Origin of the sequence: Bradyrhizobium sp. LVM 105 (assembly GCF_003957705.1) — a bacterium.
GTDB classification, from domain to species: domain Bacteria; phylum Pseudomonadota; class Alphaproteobacteria; order Rhizobiales; family Xanthobacteraceae; genus Bradyrhizobium; species Bradyrhizobium frederickii.
This window is the reverse complement of record NZ_QZMV01000004.1, coordinates 313,757-335,917: the sequence shown is the minus strand read 5'-3', so window position 1 is coordinate 335,917 and position 22,161 is coordinate 313,757. Positions and strand designations below refer to the sequence as shown.

Genomic DNA, 22,161 nt, shown 5'->3' with positions numbered 1-22,161 from the left:
GGCCGGGCTCGTCCCGGCCATCCACGTGGGGCTGCAAAAAAGACGTGGATGCCCGGCATAAAGCCGGGCATGACGGCCAGGAACAATCTTAGATTCCACTGATGCGCCCCAGCCTGCTCAATCCGCTGTTTGCTGCCGTGACCAGCCTGCCCGGCGTCGGTCCGAAGCAGGACAAGCTGCTGCAGTACCTGCTCAGCCGCAGCGAGACGCCGCGGCTGGTCGATCTCTTGCTGCATCTGCCGAGCCAGGTGATCGACCGCCGGGCGCGGCCAAAGATCCGCGACGCGGTGCAGGGAACTATGGTGACGCTGGAGGTCATTGTCGACCGTCATCGCCCGCCTCCGCCGCGCAACGCGCGCGCGCCGTATCTGGTCTATGCCAGCGACGACACCGGTGACGTCGTGCTGACCTTCTTCCGCGCCAAGCCGGGCTATGTCGAAAAGCTGCTGCCCGTCGGCGAGAAGCGCTACGTCTCCGGGACGCTGCAGATGTATGACGGCATCCCGCAGATCGTGCATCCCGACCGCGTGCTGGACGAGGAAGCGATCGCCAAGCTCTCGGGCATCGATCCGGTCTACCCCCTCACTGAGGGCCTCGCGCTCGGCTCGCTCCGCCGGGCGATCGCGCAGGCGCTGCAAAAGCTGCCGGCGCTGCCCGAATGGATCAGCCCGGAGGTGCTGCGGCGCTGCCACTTCCCGCCGGTCACCGAAGCGCTCACCCGCGTGCACCAGCCGGTCGAGCTGACCGACATATTGCCGGACCAGCCGTTCTGGTCGCGCCTCGCCTTCGACGAGCTGCTGGCCGGCCAGCTCGCGCTGGCACTGATCCGCGCACAGTTGCGTCGCCCCGCCGGCGTGCGCAATGCCGGCGACGGACATCTGCGCAACAGGGTCATCGACGCCCTTCCTTACGCGCTCACGCCATCCCAGCGCAGCGCTGCGGCGGCCATCGCCGAGGACCTGAAGCAGCCGCTGCGCATGCTGCGCCTGCTCCAGGGCGACGTCGGCTCGGGCAAAACCGTCGTGGCGCTGCTCGCGGCGGCCGCGGTCGCGGAGGTCGGCAAGCAGGCCGCGCTGATGGCGCCGACCGAAATCCTGGCGCGCCAGCACATCAAGACCATCGCCCCGCTCGCCGAGCGTGCCGGCATGCGCGTTGCGATCCTCACCGGCCGCGAGAAAGGCAAGGAACGGCGCGAGATCATCACGCAGCTCGCCGCAGGCGAGATTGACCTGCTGGTCGGCACCCATGCACTGATCCAGGACGATGTGACCTTCCACGACCTCGCGCTCGCCATCGTCGACGAACAGCACCGCTTCGGCGTGCGCGAGCGGCTCGCGCTGACGTCCAAGGGCGAAGCTGTCGACGTGCTGGTGCTCAGCGCCACGCCGATCCCGCGCACGCTGGTGCTGACCTATTTCGGCGATATGGACATCTCCGAGCTGCGCGAGAAGCCCGCCGGCCGGCAGCCGATCGACACCCGCGCCGTCGCCATGAGCCGGCTCGGCGAGGTCATGGACGGCGTCGGCCGTGCCTTGCAATCGGGCAAACTGGTCTACTGGATCTGCCCGCTGGTGGAGGAATCCGAAGCCGAGGGCACCGAACACCTCACCAACGCGACCAAGCGTTTCGAAAGCCTGCAAAAGCGTTTCGGCGATCGTGTCGGCCTCGTCCACGGCCAGATGAAGGGCACGGAAAAAGACCGCGTGATGGGCCAGTTCGCCGCCCACGAGATCGGGCTCCTGGTCGCGACCACCGTGGTCGAGGTCGGCGTCGACGTTCCCGCCGCCACCATCATGGTGATCGAGAACGCCGAGCGCTTTGGCCTTGCCCAGCTGCACCAGCTGCGCGGCCGCATCGGACGCGGCTCGGAGGCCTCGACCTGCATCCTGCTCTATTCGGAGCCGCTCGGCGAGATGTCGAAGGCCCGGCTGAAGGTGATCCGCGAGACCACCGACGGTTTCCGCATCGCCGAGGAAGATTTGAAGCTGCGCGGCGAAGGCGACGTGCTTGGTGTGCGCCAGAGCGGCCTGCCCGGCTACCGCATCGCGCGCCCTGAGGTGCACGGCCAGCTCATCGCCCAGGCGAGAGACGAGGCGCTGCGCATCCTGAAGGACGATCCGAAGCTGAAGGGCGAGCGCGGCGAGGCGCTGCGGTGCCTGCTGTATCTCTACGAACGCGACGAAGCGATCCCGCTGATCGGGGCGGGCTAGCTTGCGGCCCTTCGTCGCCCGACCTCGTAGGCCGCAACATGCGCGCGGGCCAGATCCAACAGCGGCGTCTCGATGCCCAGGGTACGGGCCCGGTTCGCCATATCGCCGAGGATATGCTCGGACTCGGTCATCGAGCCGCGCTCGATGTCGCGCAGCATCGAGGCCTTGAGCGGCGAGTCGAGGGTGGTGAACAGCTTGCGGTCGAACTCGATGAACGGCGCGCGCGGCTCATATCCCGATGCTGCGGCAACCGCACAGCATTCCGCGAACAGGCGGAAGATGGACTGCTCGCCGTTGGGCACGGCCAGGATGTCGCCGATGCTTGCACGCATCAGGCAGGTGATGCCCGCGATCGTCGAGAGTTGAACGAACTTCTCCCACATGTCGTGCGTGATCGCCTCGCTGGCGCGCACGTCGATACCGGGAACATCGAACAATGTCTCCAGCGCGAGGGCGCGTTCACTTAAGGCGCCCTCGATCTCGCCAAAGACGATGGTCTGGTTGGCCATGAAGTGAAGGACCCGGCCATCCGCGTCCAGCCCGGCACTGACATTGGCGAGACCGCCGAGGACGCGAGTGGCGCCGAACCTGGCTGTAAGAGCGTCGATGTGTTTCAACCCGTTCAGGATCGGCAAAATCATCGTGTGGGGGCCGACAGCGGGCGCAAACTGGCTCATCGCGTCGTCGAGCGAGTAGGCTTTCACGCCGACCAGCACGACGTCGAAGGCCTCCCTGAGATCGCCGGCCAGAAGGATCTTCGGCTGCACCACGAAGTCGCCGTGCGGGCTCACCACCTGCAATCCGTTCTGCCGCAGCTTACCGGCCCGCTTCTCGCGCACCAGAAAGGTCACGTCGCGGCCTGCCCGGACGAGACAAGCGCCATAATAGCCGCCGAGCGCGCCCGCGCCGATGACAAGCACTCTCATTCGAACTCCCGTCTCAGAAGAACCGCAAACACAATAGCAGATGGGCTCCGCAGCGTCTCATCTCCGTCATTGCGAGCTCAGCGAAGCAACCAGGATCTTTCCGCGGAGGGACTCTGGATTGCTTCGCTGCGCTCGCAATGACGCGTGGATAGAAACCCGCACACCGCAACCGCAAACCTTGCGGGAGCGAACGTGGGTACGTCAGGTCTTCTTCCGCGCGTTCCCCGCGGCAAACGCCTTCAGCAACGTGGCATCCACCGCCTCGCCCTTCGCATCATCCGCCAGATGCTCGAACCAGCGCGCAAAGCCCTCGTAGATCTGGCTGGCCGGATGATCGGGGCCGAGGAACCCGGAGATCTCCCGCATTTCCGCGATCCAGCGATAGGCCTTCGGAATCATGTCCGGCAGCGCGACCTCGAGCCGCGCCAGGATCGCGGGCTGGCTCAGTGCCAGCTCGTCGCGCAGCGCATCAGCGGCGCCCGCCTTGGTTGCCGCGATCACCATGGCCGAGCCGATACCGGCGAGGCCCTTGACGATGCCGGCATAGGACATCTTCAGCGCCGAGGCGGCGCCGACCGGGCCTTCGACGATCCGCACGTCGAGCCCGAAATCCTTCAGCACCGCGACGTCCTTGGCGTGCTCGCCGGACACGTAGAACGCAGGACTTTTGCCGCCTGGCTGCGGCGGAAAGCCGATGATGCCGCCATCGACGAACGGTGCCTGCGCCGAGCCGATGATCTCCTCGATCCCACGCACGGTGTCGACGTTGACGGCGTTGCAATCCACCACGATTGGCTTGTGCTCGCGCCTGACGATCAGCGCCGCCAGCCGTTTGGCCAGCGCGACGGCTTCCCCGGGCGGCACGATCGAAAGAATGATGTCGGAGCCAGCGATCGCATCGTCATCGGCACCGATCATGCCGGAATCTGCTGCGCGTTTGCGCGTCGCCTCGCTCCGCCCGGTCAGGGACGTCAGTACACGAGCGCCATGCTCGCTAAGGCGGCGGGCGACGGCGCTGCCCATGGCGCCGGGCGCGAGGATCGCAATGGTCTTGGACATCATGCACTCCAGATCGAACGCCGAGCGAGGCGCGCGGCTCGAGGGGAGACTAGCAGAGGATGCCAACGCGCGCGTGACCGACGCCATCCCGCAACGGAATGGCTCTACTCCACCTTCGCAGGCTCGGGCTGCATCGCCGACGCATTGGCGATGCGCGCGGCGTTCGCCATGCCCGCGAGTGCCGCGGCCTTCTTCGGATCGGGCGCCGAGCCCGGCTGCACCACGCCGGCCGACATGATCAGCGTCGCGGCATCCTCGGTGCTCATATCGACTTCGACGATCTTGCTTTTGGGCACGTAGAAGAAGAACCCGGTGGTCGGGTTCGGCGAGCACGGCAGGAACACCGAGACGTGCTCCTCCTGCCCCGGCAAGCTGCGCGCGACCTCTTCATTCGGCGATTGCGAGATCAGCACGATCGACCACATGCCCGGCGACGGAAACTCGACCAGGCCCACCTTCCGGAAGCTCGAGCCCTTGCCCGAGAACAGCGTCTCGAACACCTGCTTCAGGCCGCGGTAGATGGCGCGCACGGCCGGAATCCGGCCGAGGAGCGTTTCGCCGACATCGACCAGGGTGCGGCCGATCAGATTGGCCGCCAGGAAGCCGACCAGCGTCAGCGTGAAGAATGCGACGACCAGTCCCCAGCCGGGAACGACATACGGCAGATAGGTTTCGGGCCGGTAGGCCAGCGGCACGAAGGGCCGCACCACGCCGTCGACCCAGGTGACGAACCACCAGACCAGGTACAGCGTGATCGCGATCGGCCCTGTGACGACGAGCCCGGTCAGGAAATAATTGCGGAAGCGGCCCATCAGGCCGGTATGCGGTTCCGGGACGGGATCAAGAGGCGCAGGCGCGTCGTCGCGGGGGGTCATTCGGGTTCCAGGTCGGTCGCAACACACAAGCTAGGGTCTTCTAGCAGATTTTGGAAGACCACGACCGGCCGATATCCCGCCTGCCTATTCCACAGTCACCGATTTCGCGAGGTTGCGCGGCTGGTCGACGTCGGTGCCCATCACGACAGCCGTGTGATAGGCGAGCAGCTGCACCGGGACGGCATAGACCATTGGCGTGAACGCCGCCGCCATGTCGGGCATGACGATGGTGACGAGGGACTCGACGGTCGCCTCTTCCGCGCCCTTGGCGTCCGTCATCAGGATGATGTTGCCGCCGCGGGCGGCGACCTCCTGCATGTTGGAGACGGTCTTCTCGAACACCCGGTCGTAAGGCGCGATGACGACGACAGGCATGGTCTCGTCGATCAGCGCGATCGGTCCATGCTTGAGCTCGCCGGCGGCATAGCCCTCGGCGTGGATGTAGGAGATCTCCTTCAGCTTCAGCGCGCCTTCGAGCGCGAGCGGAAAGCTGGTGCCGCGGCCGAGATAGAGCACGTCGCGCGACTTGGCGATCCGATGCGCGAGCTTCTCGATCTGAGGCTCGGTGGTGAGCGCGTCTGCCATCAGGCGCGGAATCTCGACCAGGCCGTGAACCAGCTTGGTCTCGTCCTCGTCGGACAATTCGCCGCGCGCCTTGCCGGCCGCGATCGCAAGATTGGCCAGCACCATGAGCTGACAGGTGAAGGCCTTGGTCGAGGCGACGCCGATCTCGGGGCCGGCTAGCGTTTGCAGCACGGTCTCGCTCTCGCGCGCGATCGTCGAGGTCGGCACGTTGACGACGGCGATCGTGTGCACGCCCTCGGCCTTGGCATAGCGCAGCGCGGCCAGCGTGTCCGCGGTCTCGCCCGACTGCGAGATGAAGATGGCGAGATCGCCCTTGCGCAGCGGCGCCTCGCGGTAGCGGAATTCGGAGGCGACATCGACCTCGACCGGCAGCCTCGCAAAGCGCTCGAACCAGTATTTTGCGACGAAGCCGGCATAGCTCGCGGTGCCGCACGCCGTGATGTTGATGCGCTGGACGTTCCTGAAGTCGAACGGCAGCTTGACCGGCAGCGAGACGCGCTCGCTCGCCATGTCGACGTAGCGCGCCAGCGTGTGGCCGACCACTTCCGGCTGCTCGTGGATCTCCTTGGCCATGAAGTGGCGGTAATTGGCCTTGTCGACCAGCGAGGTCGAGGCGGCGTGCTTGATCTTGTCACGCTGGACGGCATTGCCATCCTTGTCGAAAATCGAAGCGCTCTTGCGGGTCAGCACGACCCAGTCGCCGTCCTCGAGATAGCTGATCGTGTCGGTGAACGGGCCGAGCGCGATGGCGTCGGAGCCGAGATACATCTCGTCGTCGCCGTAACCGATCGCAAGCGGCGGACCGTTGCGGGCGCCGATCATGAGATCGTTGTCGCCGGCGAAGATGAAGCCGAGGGCGAAGGCGCCACGCAGGCGCCTCAGCGCCAGCTTCACCGCTTCCACCGGCTTGTTGCCGCGCGTCAAGAGATCGTCGACCAGATGCAGCACGATCTCGGTGTCGGTCTCGGTGTTGAACACCGTGCCATTGTTCTCGAGCTCCTCGCGCAGCTCGCGGAAATTCTCGATGATGCCGTTGTGGACGACAGCGACGCGCTCGGTCGCGTGCGGATGGGCGTTGTTGACGGTCGGCTTGCCGTGGGTGGCCCAGCGGGTGTGGCCGATCCCGGTGGTGCCCGTCAAAGGCTCGGCTTCGAGCCGCTTCTCCAGGTTCTTCAGCTTGCCCTCGGCGCGGCGGCGCTCGAGGTGCCCGCCTTCGAGCGTCGCGACCCCCGCTGAGTCGTAACCGCGATATTCAAGACGTTTGAGCGAATCCACCAGCTGCTCTGCAACCGGCTCGCGCCCGAGAATGCCGACAATCCCGCACATGCGGATCACTATCCCCCAAATCGTCGAAAAATCGCCTAAACGACACGTCCGGCTTTTAGCGAAATTCAGAAGCAACCATTACTCAATAATTATTGCGGATTGAGACAGCGCGGACCGCAACCTGAGCTTCGCCTGCGTCGAATTGGCCGGCCTTAGACCGCGCACATTAACTTGCTGTCAACATATTTGGCCAACGATTCCGGCTCAGGAGAGTGAGGCCATGAAAGGCTCGTCCGACCGCAAAGGTCTGTCATCGACGTACTTGCGTGCCAGCGAGACCACGGGCACGCATCTCGCACATTGGCCGCCGCCCCAGCGCGGCAAGGAAAGCAAGCCCGTCTTCATGAAGCATCCCGAAGGCGAGCCGGTCAAGCGCGCCAAGCCGCGCGGCTGGCGCCTGACCCGCGCGATCTTCTCCGAATTCGCCGACGACGAATAGCGGAAAGCTCATTTCTCCGGCTTCTTGCCGCCCGTCTTCATCTCGCGAAAACGCGCCGCGCCGTCTTCCCGGATGGTTTGCTGGTTGCGCTCCAGCGCCATGGCGTCATCGGGCACGTCGCGCGTGATCACCGAGCCCGATCCGATATAGGCGCCGTTGCCGATTCTGACCGGAGCGACCAGCGAAGAATTGGTGCCGACGAAGGCGCCCTGCCCGATCACCGTCTTGTGCTTCTTGAAGCCGTCGTAGTTGCAGGTGACGGTGCCGGCGCCGATGTTGGAATTGGCGCCGACCGTGGTATCGCCGATATAGGAGAGATGGTTGACTTTGACGCCGGCCTCCAGCGTCGCCGCCTTGGTCTCCACGAAATTGCCGATCCGCGCGCCGTCGCCGAGCGAGGTGCCGGGCCGAAGCCGCGCAAAGGGGCCGATCGAGACGTTCTTGCCCAGCGTCGTCTGCACGATGTGCGAAAAGGAATGGATCACGGTGCCGTCGGCGATCGAGACGCCGGGGCCTATCACCACGAACGGCTCGATGGTCACGTCCTTGCCGAACTCGGTGTCGGCGGCGAGATAAACCGTCTCCGGAGCGATCAGGGTGACGCCGGCTTCCATTGCCGCCTTGCGCAAGCGCGTCTGCATCACGGCTTCGGCCTCGGCGAGCTGCGCCTTGGTGTTGATGCCGCGCACCTCGTCCTCGCTGGTCTCGATCACGACGGACTCCCATCCCTCTTTGCGGACGATCTCGACCGCGTCGGTCAGATAATATTCGCCCTTGGAATTGGCATTGCCGATCTGCCCAAGGATTTGAAGCGCCCGGCGCCCGTCGATCGCCATCACGCCGGCATTGCACAGGTCGATCTTGCGCTCGTCGGCGCTCGCATCGGCCTGCTCGCGGATCGCGACCAGGCGTTCGCCCTCGACGATGAAGCGGCCGTAGCCGGCGGGATCGGCAGCGCGGAAGCCGAGCGCGGCGATCGCAGCGCCCCTGGCGAGCGGCGCGCGCAGCCGCGCAAAGGTCTCGGCCGAGATCAGCGGCGTATCGCCGAAGGCGATCAGCAGATCATCGGCGCCGCGCGCAATGGCCTCGCGCGCCGCCAGCACCGCATGCGCGGTGCCGAGCCGCTCGGCCTGCACGAAGGTGAGCGCGTCGGGCCGGATGCGCTTCGCCTCATCCGCGACCGCCTGGTGGTCGGGACCGATCACGACCGCGAGCGAGCTGCCGGTTCCCTTCGGCGCCGCGCCGAGCACGTGGGCCAGCAGCGTCTGGTGAGCGACCGGATGCAGCACTTTCGGCAGACTCGAGCGCATGCGCGTGCCTTCGCCGGCGGCGAGCACGATCGTGAGGCTGGAACGGGCGGTCATCGAAATCCTGTCGGTTCGGCCGAATCAAATGGCGCGGCAGGCGGGCCGCCCTCAAGAGCTGCCGCCTTGCTACCCCCGCAAACGCCCGGAATTCAAGTGCGGCACGCATTTCCTGTTAATGTTCCTTGATTGATTCGGGGAAGCTTCGGGGCTGGGCACTTAACGTTCATGGCAAAGGATTCCGACCCACTGGCGGATGCCTTCGGCGCCAAGGAGACCGGCGGACTGTTCTCCGGACTCTTGGCTGAGGAAAGCGCGTTCGATCGCCGCCTGATGTGGCGTCTGGGCTCGTGGGGCGTGGCGGCCGTGGGCGCGGTCACCATCGCGGTGCTGGCCAATCAGGCCCAGCTCGGCTGGCGGCGCGACCAGGTTGCTTCCGCCGATCTGGCGCGCCAGGCTGACCGCCTCCAGATGCTCACCAGGGAGAGCCAGAACGAGGCCCGTCGGCTCACGGCCGCTATCGAGACGCTGAATACCGATCGCGACCGGCTGTATTCGCGCGTCACCGTGCTGGAGCAAGGGCTCGATTCCGTCACCGGCGCCATCGCCAGGCAGACCACCCCGCCGCCGCCGCAGGCCGGCAAGATGCAGGATGCTGCGCCCGCAGCCCCCAGCGTCGCGCCGGTTGCTTCGACGCCTGCTTCCGCCGCCGACAAGCCTCGCACCGAGGCCGCCAAGGACACGCTCAAGGACACGCTCAAGGATCCCCCGAAGGAAGCGGCAAAGGAGCCGCCGCCGCAGACCGCCGCGGCCGCCTCGCTCGTGCAGCAATCGCCGGCGATGAATTCAGCGTTGCCGACCATTCCGCTGGTCTCGTCCAAGTCGATCATGGCGCCGCCCGATCCGGCCGCATCGAAATTGATGCAGCCGGAGACGAACGAGAAGGCCGCCGAGAAGAAGGCCGAGCCGGCGCCCGCGCCGACCGAAGCCGTCGTGGCAGCCGCCAAGCCATCGGAGGCAACCGAGAGCGAATCGCCCGCGATCGCGGTTCAACAGACGCGTTTCGCGATCGATCTCGGCGGCGCCAATTCGGTCGACGGCCTGCGCGCGCTCTGGCGCGGCGTGACCAAATCCAATCCGGAAATCGCAGCGCTGCGACCGATCATCATGATCAAGGAAGGCACGACAGGGCTTGGCATGCAGCTCCGCCTCGGTGCCGGCCCGCTCGTCAATGCCGCCGCCGCCGCGAAGTTCTGCGCGAGCCTTGCCGAGAGCAATCGTCACTGCGAGACCACCGTGTTCGACGGCCAGCGCCTGTCGATGCGTGGCTCGGAAAAGGCGCAAGACAAACCCCAGGACAAGGCACAAGAGAAGTCGCAAGACAGGGTTCAGGAGAAGAACGCGGAGAAGAATCAGGACGCGGCCCCGCAAGCCGAAACCGCGCCCAGCGCCAAGCCCGAGAAGCCGCAGCGCCGCCGCAGCTACACTTCGAAACGCACCAAGCGCGAGGAGCCCGCGCCCGCTCCTGCGGCACAGCCGGCGCCGGCGAAGCCGGAGACCGCATCGGCGACATCGACCTTGTCGTCGTTCTTCAGGCGATAGGACGCCCCGTCTCCGACGAAAGCCTCTTGCATGCGGCGATCGGACGCTAGGACCTGAGCTGTCCTTTTGCAGCCCGTTTGCGTTCATTCACGGCGCGCCCCAGCGGCGCCTCAACCTTCCGAAACTCCCGGGCTTCGATGAATGAACTTGATGATGTGCTGAGGCTTCTCGTCGCGGCCGGAACAGGCCTCTTGATCGGCATCGACCGCGACATGAACGACAAGCCGGTGGGGATGCGAACGCTCGCGCTCGTGTCGCTCGGCTCCGCGCTGGTGTCGATCGCCGTGATCGAGTTCCAGAATTTGCGCGACCACCCGGATGCGATCTCCCGCGTCATCCAGGGCGTCGTTACGGGCGTGCTGACCGGCGTCGGCTTCATTGGCGCCGGCGTCATCCTGCACGACAGCAAGGCGAAAACCGTTCACGGCCTCACGACCGCGGCGACCGTCTGGATCGCGGCGGGGCTCGGAATCGCATGCGCGCTGGGCGCCTGGCTGCTCGTCGGCGCTGCGATCGCGGTGACGTTGCTCGTGCTGTTCGTTCTCGGCTGGGTCGAGCGCCGGCTGGGACTGAAATAGGTTTGGCCCCCCGGCGGCTTTGACGGCTGCTTGCGCACGTCTAGAGCGAGCCGGACCAACAGAAACATCGCCTGCCCTGTTGCCTGCCCGCGCCATCGCGACCATATTGCCGCCATGACAAAAAAGCCCTTCCGCCTCACGCCCTACCAGGTGCAGTTCCTGATCGTCGTCGGCTTCGCGTCCGTCGGCTATGCGCTTTATCTGCGCTACCTCGCGATCGAGCTGTCGCAGGTCGCTCTCGCCTGCGACGCCGGGCTTCAGACGCTGCTCTGCAAGGCGCGCTCGGTCTCGACCGTGCTGTTCAAGAATTCGGTGTTCGGCATCGTCGCGCTGGTGGTTGCGACGCTGAATCTGATGCGGCCGTCGATCGTGCTGCTCACGGTCGGCATCGTCGCGGCCGGCCTCGGCATCGTGCTCTACAATGTCGTGCTGTCGGGCCTTGCGATCGGCCTGTTCATTCTTGGATTTGCTCGGCCCGCGCCCGCCACAGCGTGAGCGCGAACAACAGGTAGATCGTGCAGGTCCACAGCGACTGCCAATTGTCGCGGCCTTCGTTGAAGAGCACGAAGACGGCCGACAGCGCCAGCACGCCCGCGAACACCGATTCCGCGATCGGACGCTGGCCGATCTGCGGCCGGTTCAGCATCAGCAGCGCGAACGGCACCACCGCCATCGTCAGCGCGGCGTAGGGAAAATCCTTGTAGCGCGGGTCGAACACGAAGCCGAGCGCGGTCGCGGCCGCGATCACTGCGGTCACCGCCAGCGTCAGGCCGAGAACGGCGGTGAGCTTCGACCATTTGCGCCCCTCGCGCGGACCGAGCAGGTCGAGGAAGGTCGGAAGGCTGCGGCCGATCACCATGGCCTGCGAACAGAAGATCGGCGACAGGATGCCGGCAAGCAGCAGCGCGCCCCAGAGCAGCCAGCCGCCGATGCCGTAGCTCTCGTAATACATCTTGTCGGCACCGATCCCGAGCAGGCTCCCCGCCGTCGTTGCCGAGATCCCGACGCCGAGCCAGGCCGAGAAGCGCGGCGTCCACGGCCGCCGGCGCAGCGTGATGATGGCGACCGCGAACACCAGCACGGCAAGGCCCATGCCCGCGCCCATGTACCATTTCCAGTACGGGAAATTGCTGATCGGCTCGCCCGGCGGATATTTCAGGCTCCGGCGCACCGAATCGTACAGGCCCCAATAGCCGCCGACGGTGCCTTCCAGCTTGCGCTTCCAGGGCTGGTCGTAGGACTCGATCAGATTGACACGGAACTTGTTCGCCTTGGCAAGGCCGAGGATTTCCGAGACCACGCGGGCCTGATTGGTCCGTGACGGCAGCGCGGCGTCGCGCATGCGCCCCTCGCTCGGCCAGCCGGTCTCGCCGATCAGGATCTCCTTGCCGGGGAACGCCACCACCATGCGCTCGCGGATCGTCTCGACATGGGCGGAGGCGAACTTCGCCTTGACCGGGAAATCCTCCCAATAGGGCAGGATGTGGATCGTGACGAAGTCGACGGCGTCGGAGACCTCGCGGTTCTTCAGCCAGTACTCCCAGACGTCGGCATAGGTGACGGGCACGCTGACCTGCGTCTTCACCAGGCGGATGAGGGAGACGAGATCCGCTGTTGTCATCTCGCCGCGCAGCAGCACCTCGTTGCCGACGATGAGCGTGGTGATGATGTCGGGGAATTGCTTGGCGAGGCGGATGGCGAGCCCGGCCTGCTCGTAGTTCTTGGTGCGGTTGCTGGAGAGCCAGATGCCCTGCAACACTTTCAGCCCACCGACCCTGGCGGCGATCGCCGGGACCTGGTCGAGCCCGTTCTCCATCGAATAGGTGCGGACGCAGTCGGTGATCTGCTTGAGCTGGCGCAGATCCTGCTCGATCTGCTCGGCCTCGATATGGGTCCACGCCTCCAGCGGCGTCTGCTCGCCGCGGAACGGCGCGTAGGAGACGCATTGGACCTTGTCGGCAGGGTCGATCGGGGCGCGCGCGAGCGTGATCGGCGTCGCCAACCACCACCACACGGCAGCAATCGCACCCAGTGAAACGAGCAGAAGCGCCAGTGGCGTACGAAGAGAAATCGGTTCCGTCCTCCGCGAAGGGTCCGTCGATTACCTGCTTGCACGCCGTCTGCCAAGGGGGGTGCCAAGGGGGTGCCCAAGTGCCGATCGCTCGGCGGATCCGCTCCCGCCCCGAGGAATTGGGCTGCGGCCGTTCGACCGGGCCCTAGCATCGTGACTTTGCTGGACAAAATTCCAAATACAGGTCATGGACTCCGAACGACTTTTCCGCCGCAATGGAGACCCATTTGGACGCCATCACCGACGCGTCCGCGGGATCCTGACGCGGACGGCCAGCGGATACATTGGGGAATTCATGCGGCAACGGGTGTTCGAGTCACGAAATGCGGTCCTGCGGCAGTTCGCCGCCACCTTGGCCGTCTCCTGCCTTCTCACTCTCGCCGGTCTCGGTGGCGCCTCCGCCCAGAGCGGCACGCCGGCCCCGGATCAAGGCAAGGCCGCCGCCCAGCCCGCCGACGCCGCCAAGGATGCCGCCCAGAACCAGCGCCGCACCGACGAGTTCGCCGAAGCCGCCCAGGTCATCAACGGCCCGGCCGGCAATCCCGAATGCGTCTGGCTCGGCCGGCGCGTGGTGCGGCTGATGTGGCGGGACGACCTCGATACCGCGTTCCGCCATCTCGACCTCTACGATCGTTTCGGCTGCCCCGGCGGCCACATCCAGGCCGCGTTCCGCTGCCTGACCCGGTTCGGCGGCCAGATCGATCCCAAGGTCGCCGAGACCCTCGACAGCCGTGTGCATGCCTGCTGGATCAACCCGGCCGCCCAGCCGCAGCAGGCGGCCGCCGCGGCGGCGCAGCCGGCCGCAGCCAACGCCCCGGCGCCGCAGCCGGCCGCCAGCCCCTCGCCCGCGGCAAGCCCGACACCGGCGCCCCAGAAATAGCCGAGAGTCGTTTCAGCTGGCGTTCAGGAACGATCGACCATAGAGACGGTTGGCACTGCCGTGCATCCTGAAAGGCATGCCCTCATAAGGACATGAGGCCATGACAGTTGTGAAACCGCGCGGCAGAGTTATGCTTCCTTTGCCGCGGACTTGGTCGGATCTCGGGGTCGGATCCGCTTCCCTGCCACCTCAGCCCCGTTTGGTTTAGCCGCGATGCGCGTTGTCGCCGCCGTTCTGTTGCTCGTGTCCGCGCTTCACGCCGGCATCTGGGGAGTCTTGCGCGACAGGGAACCTGCGCCGGATTTCAAGGGCCTGGTGCCGAGCCTGTCCTATACGCCGTTCGAACCGGGCCATGTCGTCGACCTCAACGTCGACCCCGACAAGATTCGCGCGGACATGAAGAAGCTCTCGACCCTCACGCGAGCGATTCGTTCCTACTCCGCGACGGAGGGCAACGAGCTGGTGCCGCCGATCGCGGCCGAGTTCGGCCTCAAGGTTACGGTCGGCGCGTGGATCGACAAGGACGAGGACCGCAACGAGCGCGAGATCAAGGCTGCGATCGAACTCGCCCGCAAGAACAGCAACGTCGTCGGCGTCGTGGTCGGCAACGAGGTGATCTACCGCGGCGAGCAGAAGGTCGAAGACCTCATCCGGATGATCAAGAAGGTCAAGAGCGCGGTCCGCGTTCCCGTTACGACGGGCGAGATCTGGAACATCTGGCGCGATTTTCCGGACCTCGCCTCCAGCGTCGACTTCATCGCCGCGCACGTGCTGCCCTATTGGGAAAACTTCCGTTCGGATCAGGCCGTTGACCAGGCCGTGGACCGCTACAACCTCCTGCGCAATCAGTTCCCGGGCAAGCGCATCGTGATCGCCGAGTTCGGTTGGCCGAGCGCAGGCTATAATTTGCGCAACGCAGACCCAGGTCCGTTCCAGCAGGCGCTGACCTTGCGCAACTTCGTCACCCGCGCCGAAGCGCTCGGCATGGACTACAACATCGTCGAAGCCATCGATCAGCCCTGGAAATTCTTCGAGGGTGGCGTCGGTCCCTATTGGGGCATCCTCAATGCCAGCCGCGAGCCGAAATTCGCCTGGACCGGTCCGGTGGAGAATCCCGATTATTGGAAGCTGATGGGCATCGCGCTCTTAGTCGGCGTGCTGCTGTCGCTGCCGATTCTGCGGATCGAAAAGGCGACCGCCAAGCAGGCCTTCCTGCTGTCGGCGACCGCCAACGGCGTCGGCGCCTGGGCCGCGACCGTGTTCGCCTACTGGAACGGCCACTATTTCCTTTTCGGCTCGGCCTTCGCGCTGACGCTCGGCATGATCCTGCTTGTCCCGCTCGTCCTCATCGCGATGGCGCGCATCGACGAGATCGCCGCGGTCGCCTTCGGCCGGCCGCCGCAGCGGCTGATCACCAAGGACAAGCCGGTCGAGAACGTGCCCGAGACCTACTGCCCGAAGGTCTCGATCCATATCCCCGCTTATTTCGAGCCGGTCGACATGCTCAAGCAGACGCTCGACGCGCTGTCGCGGCTGAACTATCCGAACTACGAATGCGTGGTCATCATCAACAACACGCCGGATCCCGCGTTCTGGCAGCCGATCCAGGACCATTGCCGCGCGCTCGGTGAACGCTTCAAGTTCATCAACGCCGAGAAGGTGCAGGGTTTCAAGGCCGGCGCGCTGCGCATCGCGATGGACCGGACCGCGGCGGATGCCGAGATCATCGGCATTCTCGATGCCGACTATGTCGTCGAGCCCGACTGGCTGAAGGACCTCGTGCCCGCCTTCGCCGACCCGCGCGTCGGCCTGGTGCAGGCGCCGCAGGAGCACCGGGACGGCGACCTGTCGATCATGCACTACATCATGAACGGCGAATATGCCGGCTTCTTCGACATCGGCATGGTCCAGCGCAACGAGCTCAACGCCGTCATCGTGCACGGCACGATGTGCCTGATCCGTCGCGCCGCGATGGACATGGCCGGCGGCTGGTCGTCCGACACGATCTGCGAGGATTCCGATCTCGGCCTTGCGATCCAGGAGCTCGGCTGGACCACGCACTACACCAACACCCGCTACGGCGCGGGCCTGTTGCCCGACACCTACGAGGCCTTCAAGAAGCAGCGTCACCGCTGGGCCTATGGCGGCCTGCAGATCGTCAAGAAGCACTGGCGCCGCTTCCTGCCCGGCACGAGCCGGCTGACCGCCGACCAGAAGCGCGAATACGGCCTCGGCTGGCTGAACTGGCTGGGCGCCGAAAGCCTCGGCGTGGTCGTGGCCCTGCTCAACCTCGTCTGGGTGCCGATCGTCGCCTTCGCCGACATCGCCATCCCCGACAAGATCCTGACGCTGCCGATCATCGGCGCCTTCATCGTCTCGCTGGTGCACTTCCTGTCGATGTACCGCGCCCGCGTCGCCATCAAGCCGGGCCAGATGTTGGGTGCCATGATCGCGGCGATGAGCGTGCAGTGGACGGTGTCGCGCGCGGTGGCGCAGGGCCTCATCACCGAGCACATCGCGTTCGCGCGCACCTCCAAGGGCGGCCTCAGTCGAATGTCGATCGAGTTCCAGGCGTTCTGGGAGGCCGTGATCGGCGCCCTGCTCCTGATCGGCGCCGGCGTGCTGATCGCCACCAACAGCTACAAGCAGATCACCGAGATCTACATCTTCGCCGGCGTGCTGGTGCTGCAGAGCCTGCCGTTCCTGGCCGCCGTCGCCATCGCCATCCTCGAGCTCAGCCGCATCAACTCGTTCCAGTTCTGGCGCGACAGCGCGATCCGCACCGCCGAGCTGATCGGCCTGCGCCCGGTCGCCCTGCCGCCGGTGGGCGCGCCGCAAGCCGTGTCGAACGAGGTGCGGCGCGAGACGCAGTGACGGGCGGGTGCGGCCATCCTTCGAGACGCCCGCCTGCGGCGGGCTCTGGCCGCGGTGGTCCAGCAACCTCCCGAAGTTCAGCGTGGATGACGCCCGCCAATCGGGTTGAAAATCCCGCCTTAAGCCGAGGATTCCGCGAGCAAATCCCCGTCCCTGCCAAGACTTTCGGCAGCCACGCCCGCTATTGACCTCCGCGCCCCATCCCCCTACACAGCCGGGGCCGAAAGCATGATCCGGAAACAGCCGGTTTTTCCCCGCGACGCAAATCGGGCGTAGCGGCAAGACATGCTTCTCGAATGTCCGAACACGATGGCGATCTTCGTCAAAGCCATCAGCGGCCATGGGAGCGCGTAGCTCAGCCGGTAGAGCACGTGACTTTTAATCACGGGGTCCTGGGTTCGAGCCCCAGCGCGCTCACCAAGCGAAATCAATGCGTTACGCTACACTCTAAATCGGGCCGCACCGCTCGGGGACCCGCTGGGGATCCGTTTGATGATGGTTGTGCGGGTAGTCGCCCGGATTGTCGTCTTCAAGGAAGATGCACCGGAGCGGCCGCACGGCCTTTGAGTGGCGCTGGACGGTGTCCACGCTGGTACGGGCTCCGGCCTTTCTGCAATCCGAGTTCATCTGAAGGGCTCCCTGTCCTTAAAGCTCACCTAATTCTAATCGTCATCCGATTGTCGCCCGCGGAGAACTCGGCCGGAGCGTCCCTCGCTCAGTGTGGAAGGCCGACGCAGGCTGCATCGCCGGGGCGCCCGTGAGGCAATCGCACAATTTAGCGATCGGGCCTTGCAGATATAATCTCGCCCGTTCTGGCGTCGGCGTGAAACTTCATCTTCTGACCATCCTTCATGCCTTCGCCTTCCCAACGACCGTCATCGGCTTCGATTTTGCTGACCAGCGTAAAGCCCGACTTGAGAACCTTCTCGATGACTTGCTGGATTGGCATCCAGTCAGCCCCCGGCCGGTCAGCATGCGCGGCGCTTACAGCAATTGCCGACAGAACGATTGCGATAACAACAGGTGCACTCCTATTCATGCGGGCCTCCTTGCTGCGTTTACCGACAAGTCTTCGCATCATTGTGGATCAAGGACACTCCCAAATTCAGCCGAGGGCACTGAGGGATAAGTACCAACACCGGCCGCGAGATACGAGAAGCGAGCCTACAATCTCTCCATCCGTCAATCTGCACGCAGCATGCGCACGCAGAACCCTAAGACAATCGAAGCTACGTCGGATCTCACATCTGGCGGACATCGTTCGGCCGGCTAGGTCTCTCAGGGCGCCACCAGTTTCTTGCGGATGGCGTAACGGACGAGTTCAGCTGTCGACGACATCCCCAGCTTGCGCATTGCCGAAGCACGATGGGTCTCGACGGTCTTCACGCTCAATTGCAAAATGGCGCTGATGGACCTGTTGGTGTGTCCTTCTGCTATCAGTTGCACTACGCCCTGCTCGCGCGAGGTAAGCAGCATATCCGACTTGTTCAGCTTGTTGATCTGATAGTCGTGGAGCAATTTCTCCAGCAACACGCTTGTGAAATAGGGCCTGCGGTCCAGCAGCGCTTCGACGGCGGAAAGCAGGTGTTTCCTCGCATCCGACTTGAACAAGAAGCCGCGGACACCGGCCAGAATGGCTTCGGTCAGCAGCTCTTCATTTTCGTGCATCGTCAGAATCAGAACTTCGCTGCGCAAGCGAAGTGACTTCAATCGGCGACTGACCTCAAGCCCGTTCATGAGGGGCATCGAATAGTCAGCGATCACGACGTCCGGCTTTGTCTCCAGAGCCAGTGCGACAGCCTGCTCACCGTTCGTTGCTTCACCGACAACGATCCAGTCAGAGCGCGTATCGATAATCGCGCGCAGCCCTGAACGCACGATTTCATGATCATCCGCAATCAGGATGCGCTTCACGGCATCGTTCTCCTATCCGACTGCTATCGGCGGAGATCATCGGCAGCAGAACAGTCGAGCGATCATACAGATCGCGGGCTGAGGCATTATCCTGCAAAACCCCGAGATGGCCGGGCGAATGTACCGACAGGACCGCGGCCACCCACCCCCAGAGAGGCATTGTCATGCCTCGACCAGCTGCGCGCGGACGGCGTATCGTACCAGCCCCGCGGTCGAGCTCACGTCCAGCTTGCGCATCGCGGCGGCGCGATGAGCTTCGGTGGTCTTGACGCTGAGGTTGAGGATCGCGCTGATGCCCTTGTTGCTGTAGCCCTCTGCAACCAGCTTAACGACGAGCTGCTCGCGCGGAGTGAGACCCGGATGCCGTTCTGCATTGCTGGATCCGCCGTTCAGTTCGTTCCGACATCTTTCGGTACAGAACTGCTTGTGCGCCAGAAGAGCATCGACGGCCGTCATCAGCAATCTGTTTGCATCCGATTTCACCAGGAAAGCGCGCGCACCTGCCTCGAATGCTTGTTGGGCGAGTAGGCCGGAGTTGTGGACCGTGAAAATCAGGACCTCGGTCTGCAGCGGGTATTGCCTGATCCGCCGCGCGACCTCCAGTCCGGTCATTCGCGGCATGGAAAAATCGACGATTGCCACGTGAGGTCGGCTTTCGATCGCCGCTGTTAGCGCCTTGCTGCCGTCGTCCGCCTCGGCGACCACTTCCCAATCCGCTCGTTGCTCGAGCACCGCGCGCAAGCCCGACCGCACCGCTTCGTGATCGTCTGCTATCAAAATACGCTTCATGGCGAGCACTCCAGTCGCTACTCGGCGGCTGGGGCCGAAACGAATTCGTTTCGCCTGCCGCCGGTGATCAGTGTTTTTCTTCCCTCAGTGGGTGCCTGCGGGGGCCCTCATGACAGTGGTGTCCTTTCGCCGGTTTCTCCTGGTCGTGACAAATGCATGCGGAACGACTGCGCACAGAACCGTGCCGGAACGATGCGCTGCCGGATCGGAGCGGATCTCCAGCGACCCTCCGATCTGCTCAAGCCTTGCTTTCATGGCTGGAATACCAACGCCGGTCGATATCGCCTGGTGGGTGCGGCCGGCCTGAAGCCCGCGCCCGTTGTCCCTGACGGTCAGCCGAAAATGACCGCCGGTCTCCTTGATGACGATGCTCACTTCCGTCGCCTTTGCATGGCGGAATACGTTCGTGAGCGCTTCCTGAACGACCCGAAGCAATGAGCGCTGCTTCTCGTAGGGCAGTCGATCGACGGCCGCCACGATCCTGGTCGTGACCCGCAACGACGTGCGGGCCGCGAATCCATCGGCATAATGCTCGATCGCGACCTTGAGCCCGTTGTCTGTCAGATTTTGCGGGTGCAGCAAGTAGGCAAAAGCGCGGATTTCCCTGAGCGCCTCGTCGATCGACGCGTCGATCTCATCGCAGAGGCGCTCGGCCCGGACGGGGTCGCCAATGGTCTGGCGGATGCGCATCAGGCCAAGGCTCGCGGCAATCAGATGCTGGCACGTCGAGTCGTGCAGATCAGACGCAATCCGTTGCTGGATCTCTTCCTGAATGGACAGGAGACTGACGCTCGCCTGCGCAGCGACCAAGCGCTCAGTGGCGCTTTGGAAAAATTCATTTCGCGCGATCCGATGGCTGCCGATCAACCGGATTGCACCACCGGCAGCGTCCATGATCGGAACGATGGTCGTTTCCATGTTCTGGCGCTGGCCGCCAAACGCCAGGCGATGGCGAATCCTGACCTCTGTTCCTTCTGCGAGACACGCGCGGAGAGCTTCGCTGACGGCTCTGGCGTCGTCGCTGCCGAGGCAGTTGAAAACGTCCATCTCCCGGATATCTTCCGACGAGACCCCAAGGCGAAGCTCGAATGCCGGATTTATCCCTTCATACACGAAGTGCCCTTCAAACGAAGGGTGTGCTGCAAAAAGAAGATCGGGTGAAAAGACCCAGTAAAGGCGTTCGCTGGTTTCTTCCGAGCCAAGTCGCAACCACCCTCTAGCACTGGTTCCACTCGACTCACAGGCGGGCGAGCTATGTGACTTCACGGTACGCACCACTATTCACCGGTGACGCCCGATATTGAAGCTCAACATATTGAAGCCCAATATATTGAGGCCGAACATCAGGAGTCTCCTCCCTGCCCGCCGGCGAGATATCCATCAATGAATCAGGAGACGCGCCCTTGGGGTAGGCAGAGTATACACCGTCAGGTTGCTCACACCACCAGGTAGTGTTGCTGACGGAATAAAATCTTGCATCGATGAGACGACATCGGGCGGATCGGATCAGTGGCCTTTTGCCAGATTATCCCGCTGCAATTCGAATAAGGTGCAACAGATACTCAAGCGCAGCAAACAGCTTTCATGATGGCGTCGAGGCGATCGCACCATGGCTAAGTCGCGGTGTGTTAGCGGCTCACATCGCCGCTCGTCTTCGGCCTGTTCTTCTTTCCTTTCGTCGCGTTTGGGGCTGCCTCTTGCGGCGGGGCGATCACCAGCGGATGATACGGCATCCGCAGCCGTTGAGTGCCGGCATCATCCCTGAGAGCATCGGTATCGAGACGCTGGCTCCGGTCCACAGAGTCGCGTGGGTCCGCCGCTGCGACGGATGCTGCCGTTAAACCGACAAGGACCCCAATCAGCACCCAAGCGCGCCTCAACGTCATCTTGCAGACCTCTCAAAAGGCGAAGTCGAGACGGGGACCGATCCTGAGATCCCTGTAGCGACGCACCATGACGTTCGATTCTCGTGCCTCGTACAGCACAGTCGTTGTGATCGAAACGTTGCTGGCAAAACTATACTTCAGGCCAATATCCGCGGAGTAGATTTGATCCTGTCGTCCCCTGTTCAGCCCGTCGGTGAACCAGAAGGCTTCGAACAACGGCGTGCTCACGATCGACCATTTTGGATCGAGCCTGACCTCTATGCCGAGCAAGGCATCGAAGCGCCAGCGGCGAGCTTCCGCAAGGTCGGAGAACCGGTAGGTCAGGAGCAGGAGCGGTGAGAATGTCACATTGTTCACGCGGAAGTCGCGCGCCACCGAGCCCATCACGTCGTCTGACGTGAAAGCGAGATCGCGATAGACGCCGTCGAAATCGTATCGGTGCTCGTAGATGGCGGAGAAGCGCCAGCCGTCCCAATTCTCCGTCAGGCGCGCTCCCATCCGCGCCACCGCGGCATTGCCGTCTTTCTCTCTCGCAAAGGCGTCATATTGCGCGCGTGCATAAAGCCGGTACGACAGGTCATCTGTGAGGTTCCCATCCAGCCTGACGCTTACGTCGGGCTCGTAGAAGAAATCCGACCTGCGGTTGTCTCGGCTGAACAGGGCATTGTCGGTGAAGCTCGGCGTGACGGAGCCGACGACGCTCCAGGACGGAGCGGAGTAATACGGTATGGGGCTGCTCGCCTTCAGTTCGGTGAGATCAACGTCCGCTGCCCAAGCGGTGCCGGTTCCCAACAACCCCAAGACCGGCAAAAGAGCTCTCGAGCTGTGCATGGTGTTCCTCGA

Annotated in this window: 18 protein-coding genes and 1 tRNA gene; 8 read left to right on the top strand and 11 right to left on the bottom strand. The window is 64.3% G+C overall.

Features of this window, described 5'->3' with window-relative positions; genetic code table 11:
• The first annotated feature begins 101 nt into the window (after positions 1–101).
• The gene (gene recG, locus D6B98_RS14045; RefSeq protein ID WP_126257591.1) at positions 102–2,210 is read left to right on the top strand and encodes an ATP-dependent DNA helicase RecG; all 2,109 of its coding nucleotides are present in this window, start codon (positions 102–104) and stop codon (positions 2,208–2,210) included.
• On the opposite strand, the gene panE is transcribed toward recG, so the two are convergent.
• The 4 genes from panE to glmS all read right to left on the bottom strand — a co-directional run bounded on the left by panE (position 2,207) and on the right by glmS (position 6,981).
• Positions 2,207–3,136: a 2-dehydropantoate 2-reductase gene (gene panE, locus D6B98_RS14040; RefSeq protein ID WP_126257590.1), complete on the bottom strand. Its 930-nt coding sequence runs from the start codon at positions 3,134–3,136 to the stop codon at positions 2,207–2,209. The two genes, recG and panE, sit on opposite strands and share 4 nt — an antisense overlap.
• A gap of 201 nt (positions 3,137–3,337) precedes the next feature.
• Positions 3,338–4,195 carry an NAD(P)-dependent oxidoreductase gene (locus tag D6B98_RS14035; protein WP_126257589.1) on the bottom strand — a complete coding sequence of 286 codons (858 nt, stop codon included), beginning with the start codon at positions 4,193–4,195 and terminating at the stop codon, positions 3,338–3,340.
• Positions 4,196–4,299: 104 nt separating this feature from the next.
• Positions 4,300–5,070, bottom strand: a complete 771-nt coding sequence (locus D6B98_RS14030; RefSeq protein WP_126257588.1) for a DUF502 domain-containing protein — start codon at positions 5,068–5,070, stop codon at positions 4,300–4,302.
• 84 nt (positions 5,071–5,154) lie between these two features.
• Positions 5,155–6,981 carry a glutamine--fructose-6-phosphate transaminase (isomerizing) gene (gene glmS / locus D6B98_RS14025; RefSeq protein ID WP_126257587.1) on the bottom strand — a complete coding sequence of 609 codons (1,827 nt, stop codon included), beginning with the start codon at positions 6,979–6,981 and terminating at the stop codon, positions 5,155–5,157.
• Between the two features lie 220 nt (positions 6,982–7,201).
• Between glmS and D6B98_RS14020 the strand changes: the two genes are divergently transcribed.
• The gene (locus D6B98_RS14020) at positions 7,202–7,420 is read left to right on the top strand and encodes a hypothetical protein (protein WP_126257586.1); all 219 of its coding nucleotides are present in this window, start codon (positions 7,202–7,204) and stop codon (positions 7,418–7,420) included.
• Positions 7,421–7,428: 8 nt separating this feature from the next.
• Here D6B98_RS14020 and glmU read toward each other — a convergent pair whose 3' ends face one another.
• Entirely contained in the window at positions 7,429–8,784 is a 1,356-nt protein-coding gene (glmU, locus tag D6B98_RS14015) for a bifunctional UDP-N-acetylglucosamine diphosphorylase/glucosamine-1-phosphate N-acetyltransferase GlmU (RefSeq protein ID WP_126257585.1), read from the bottom strand.
• Between the two features lie 168 nt (positions 8,785–8,952).
• On the opposite strand from glmU, the gene D6B98_RS14010 reads away from it, so the two are divergent.
• From D6B98_RS14010 to D6B98_RS14000, 3 genes are all read left to right on the top strand, one after another.
• The gene (locus tag D6B98_RS14010; RefSeq protein ID WP_126257584.1) at positions 8,953–10,326 is read left to right on the top strand and encodes a hypothetical protein; all 1,374 of its coding nucleotides are present in this window, start codon (positions 8,953–8,955) and stop codon (positions 10,324–10,326) included.
• A gap of 137 nt (positions 10,327–10,463) precedes the next feature.
• Positions 10,464–10,904, top strand: coding sequence for an MgtC/SapB family protein (locus D6B98_RS14005; RefSeq protein WP_126257583.1), 441 nt, complete (start codon positions 10,464–10,466; stop codon positions 10,902–10,904).
• Between the two features lie 114 nt (positions 10,905–11,018).
• Positions 11,019–11,399, top strand: coding sequence for a hypothetical protein (locus D6B98_RS14000; RefSeq protein WP_126257582.1), 381 nt, complete (start codon positions 11,019–11,021; stop codon positions 11,397–11,399).
• Here the strand turns inward: D6B98_RS14000 and D6B98_RS13995 are convergent.
• Entirely contained in the window at positions 11,359–12,918 is a 1,560-nt protein-coding gene (locus D6B98_RS13995) for a glycoside hydrolase family 17 protein (protein ID WP_164718589.1), read from the bottom strand. The two genes, D6B98_RS14000 and D6B98_RS13995, sit on opposite strands and share 41 nt — an antisense overlap.
• Before the next feature lie 352 nt (positions 12,919–13,270).
• Between D6B98_RS13995 and D6B98_RS13990 the strand changes: the two genes are divergently transcribed.
• The 3 genes from D6B98_RS13990 to D6B98_RS13980 all read left to right on the top strand — a co-directional run bounded on the left by D6B98_RS13990 (position 13,271) and on the right by D6B98_RS13980 (position 17,149).
• Positions 13,271–13,855, top strand: a complete 585-nt coding sequence (locus D6B98_RS13990; protein ID WP_126257580.1) for a beta-1-3, beta-1-6-glucan biosynthesis protein — start codon at positions 13,271–13,273, stop codon at positions 13,853–13,855.
• 213 nt (positions 13,856–14,068) lie between these two features.
• Positions 14,069–16,729 (top strand): glycosyltransferase, encoded by a 2,661-nt coding sequence (locus tag D6B98_RS13985; protein ID WP_126257579.1) that lies wholly within the window; start codon positions 14,069–14,071, stop codon positions 16,727–16,729.
• A gap of 344 nt (positions 16,730–17,073) precedes the next feature.
• Positions 17,074–17,149, top strand: a tRNA-Lys gene (locus D6B98_RS13980).
• 355 nt (positions 17,150–17,504) lie between these two features.
• Here the strand turns inward: D6B98_RS13980 and D6B98_RS13975 are convergent.
• The 5 genes from D6B98_RS13975 to D6B98_RS13955 all read right to left on the bottom strand — a co-directional run bounded on the left by D6B98_RS13975 (position 17,505) and on the right by D6B98_RS13955 (position 22,128).
• The gene (locus D6B98_RS13975) at positions 17,505–17,768 is read right to left on the bottom strand and encodes a PepSY domain-containing protein (RefSeq protein WP_126257578.1); all 264 of its coding nucleotides are present in this window, start codon (positions 17,766–17,768) and stop codon (positions 17,505–17,507) included.
• Between the two features lie 239 nt (positions 17,769–18,007).
• Complete coding sequence (locus tag D6B98_RS13970; protein WP_126257577.1) at positions 18,008–18,643, bottom strand: response regulator transcription factor; 636 nt, start codon at positions 18,641–18,643, stop codon at positions 18,008–18,010.
• Between the two features lie 162 nt (positions 18,644–18,805).
• On the bottom strand, positions 18,806–19,432 hold the full coding sequence (locus tag D6B98_RS13965) for a response regulator (protein WP_126257576.1): 627 nt from the start codon (positions 19,430–19,432) through the stop codon (positions 18,806–18,808).
• An 84-nt stretch (positions 19,433–19,516) separates the two neighbouring features.
• Positions 19,517–20,641, bottom strand: coding sequence for a sensor histidine kinase (locus D6B98_RS13960; protein ID WP_245481367.1), 1,125 nt, complete (start codon positions 20,639–20,641; stop codon positions 19,517–19,519).
• A 689-nt stretch (positions 20,642–21,330) separates the two neighbouring features.
• A complete protein-coding gene (locus D6B98_RS13955; protein WP_245481365.1) occupies positions 21,331–22,128 on the bottom strand; it encodes a hypothetical protein in 798 nt (265 codons plus the stop codon).
• Between the last annotated feature and the right edge of the window lie 33 nt (positions 22,129–22,161).

Coding starts and splice junctions, on each gene's coding strand:
- D6B98_RS13990 (WP_126257580.1), top strand. CDS start 13,271: ATGCGGCAACGGGTGTTCGAGTCACGAAATGCGGTCCTGCGGCAGTTC.
- recG (WP_126257591.1), top strand. CDS start 102: ATGCGCCCCAGCCTGCTCAATCCGCTGTTTGCTGCCGTGACCAGCCTG.
- D6B98_RS14010 (WP_126257584.1), top strand. CDS start 8,953: ATGGCAAAGGATTCCGACCCACTGGCGGATGCCTTCGGCGCCAAGGAG.
- D6B98_RS14030 (WP_126257588.1), bottom strand. CDS start 5,070: ATGACCCCCCGCGACGACGCGCCTGCGCCTCTTGATCCCGTCCCGGAA.
- D6B98_RS14035 (WP_126257589.1), bottom strand. CDS start 4,195: ATGTCCAAGACCATTGCGATCCTCGCGCCCGGCGCCATGGGCAGCGCC.
- D6B98_RS13985 (WP_126257579.1), top strand. CDS start 14,069: ATGCGCGTTGTCGCCGCCGTTCTGTTGCTCGTGTCCGCGCTTCACGCC.
- D6B98_RS13965 (WP_126257576.1), bottom strand. CDS start 19,432: ATGAAGCGTATTTTGATAGCAGACGATCACGAAGCGGTGCGGTCGGGC.
- D6B98_RS14020 (WP_126257586.1), top strand. CDS start 7,202: ATGAAAGGCTCGTCCGACCGCAAAGGTCTGTCATCGACGTACTTGCGT.
- glmU (WP_126257585.1), bottom strand. CDS start 8,784: ATGACCGCCCGTTCCAGCCTCACGATCGTGCTCGCCGCCGGCGAAGGC.
- D6B98_RS14000 (WP_126257582.1), top strand. CDS start 11,019: ATGACAAAAAAGCCCTTCCGCCTCACGCCCTACCAGGTGCAGTTCCTG.
- D6B98_RS13975 (WP_126257578.1), bottom strand. CDS start 17,768: ATGAATAGGAGTGCACCTGTTGTTATCGCAATCGTTCTGTCGGCAATT.
- D6B98_RS14005 (WP_126257583.1), top strand. CDS start 10,464: ATGAATGAACTTGATGATGTGCTGAGGCTTCTCGTCGCGGCCGGAACA.
- panE (WP_126257590.1), bottom strand. CDS start 3,136: ATGAGAGTGCTTGTCATCGGCGCGGGCGCGCTCGGCGGCTATTATGGC.
- glmS (WP_126257587.1), bottom strand. CDS start 6,981: ATGTGCGGGATTGTCGGCATTCTCGGGCGCGAGCCGGTTGCAGAGCAG.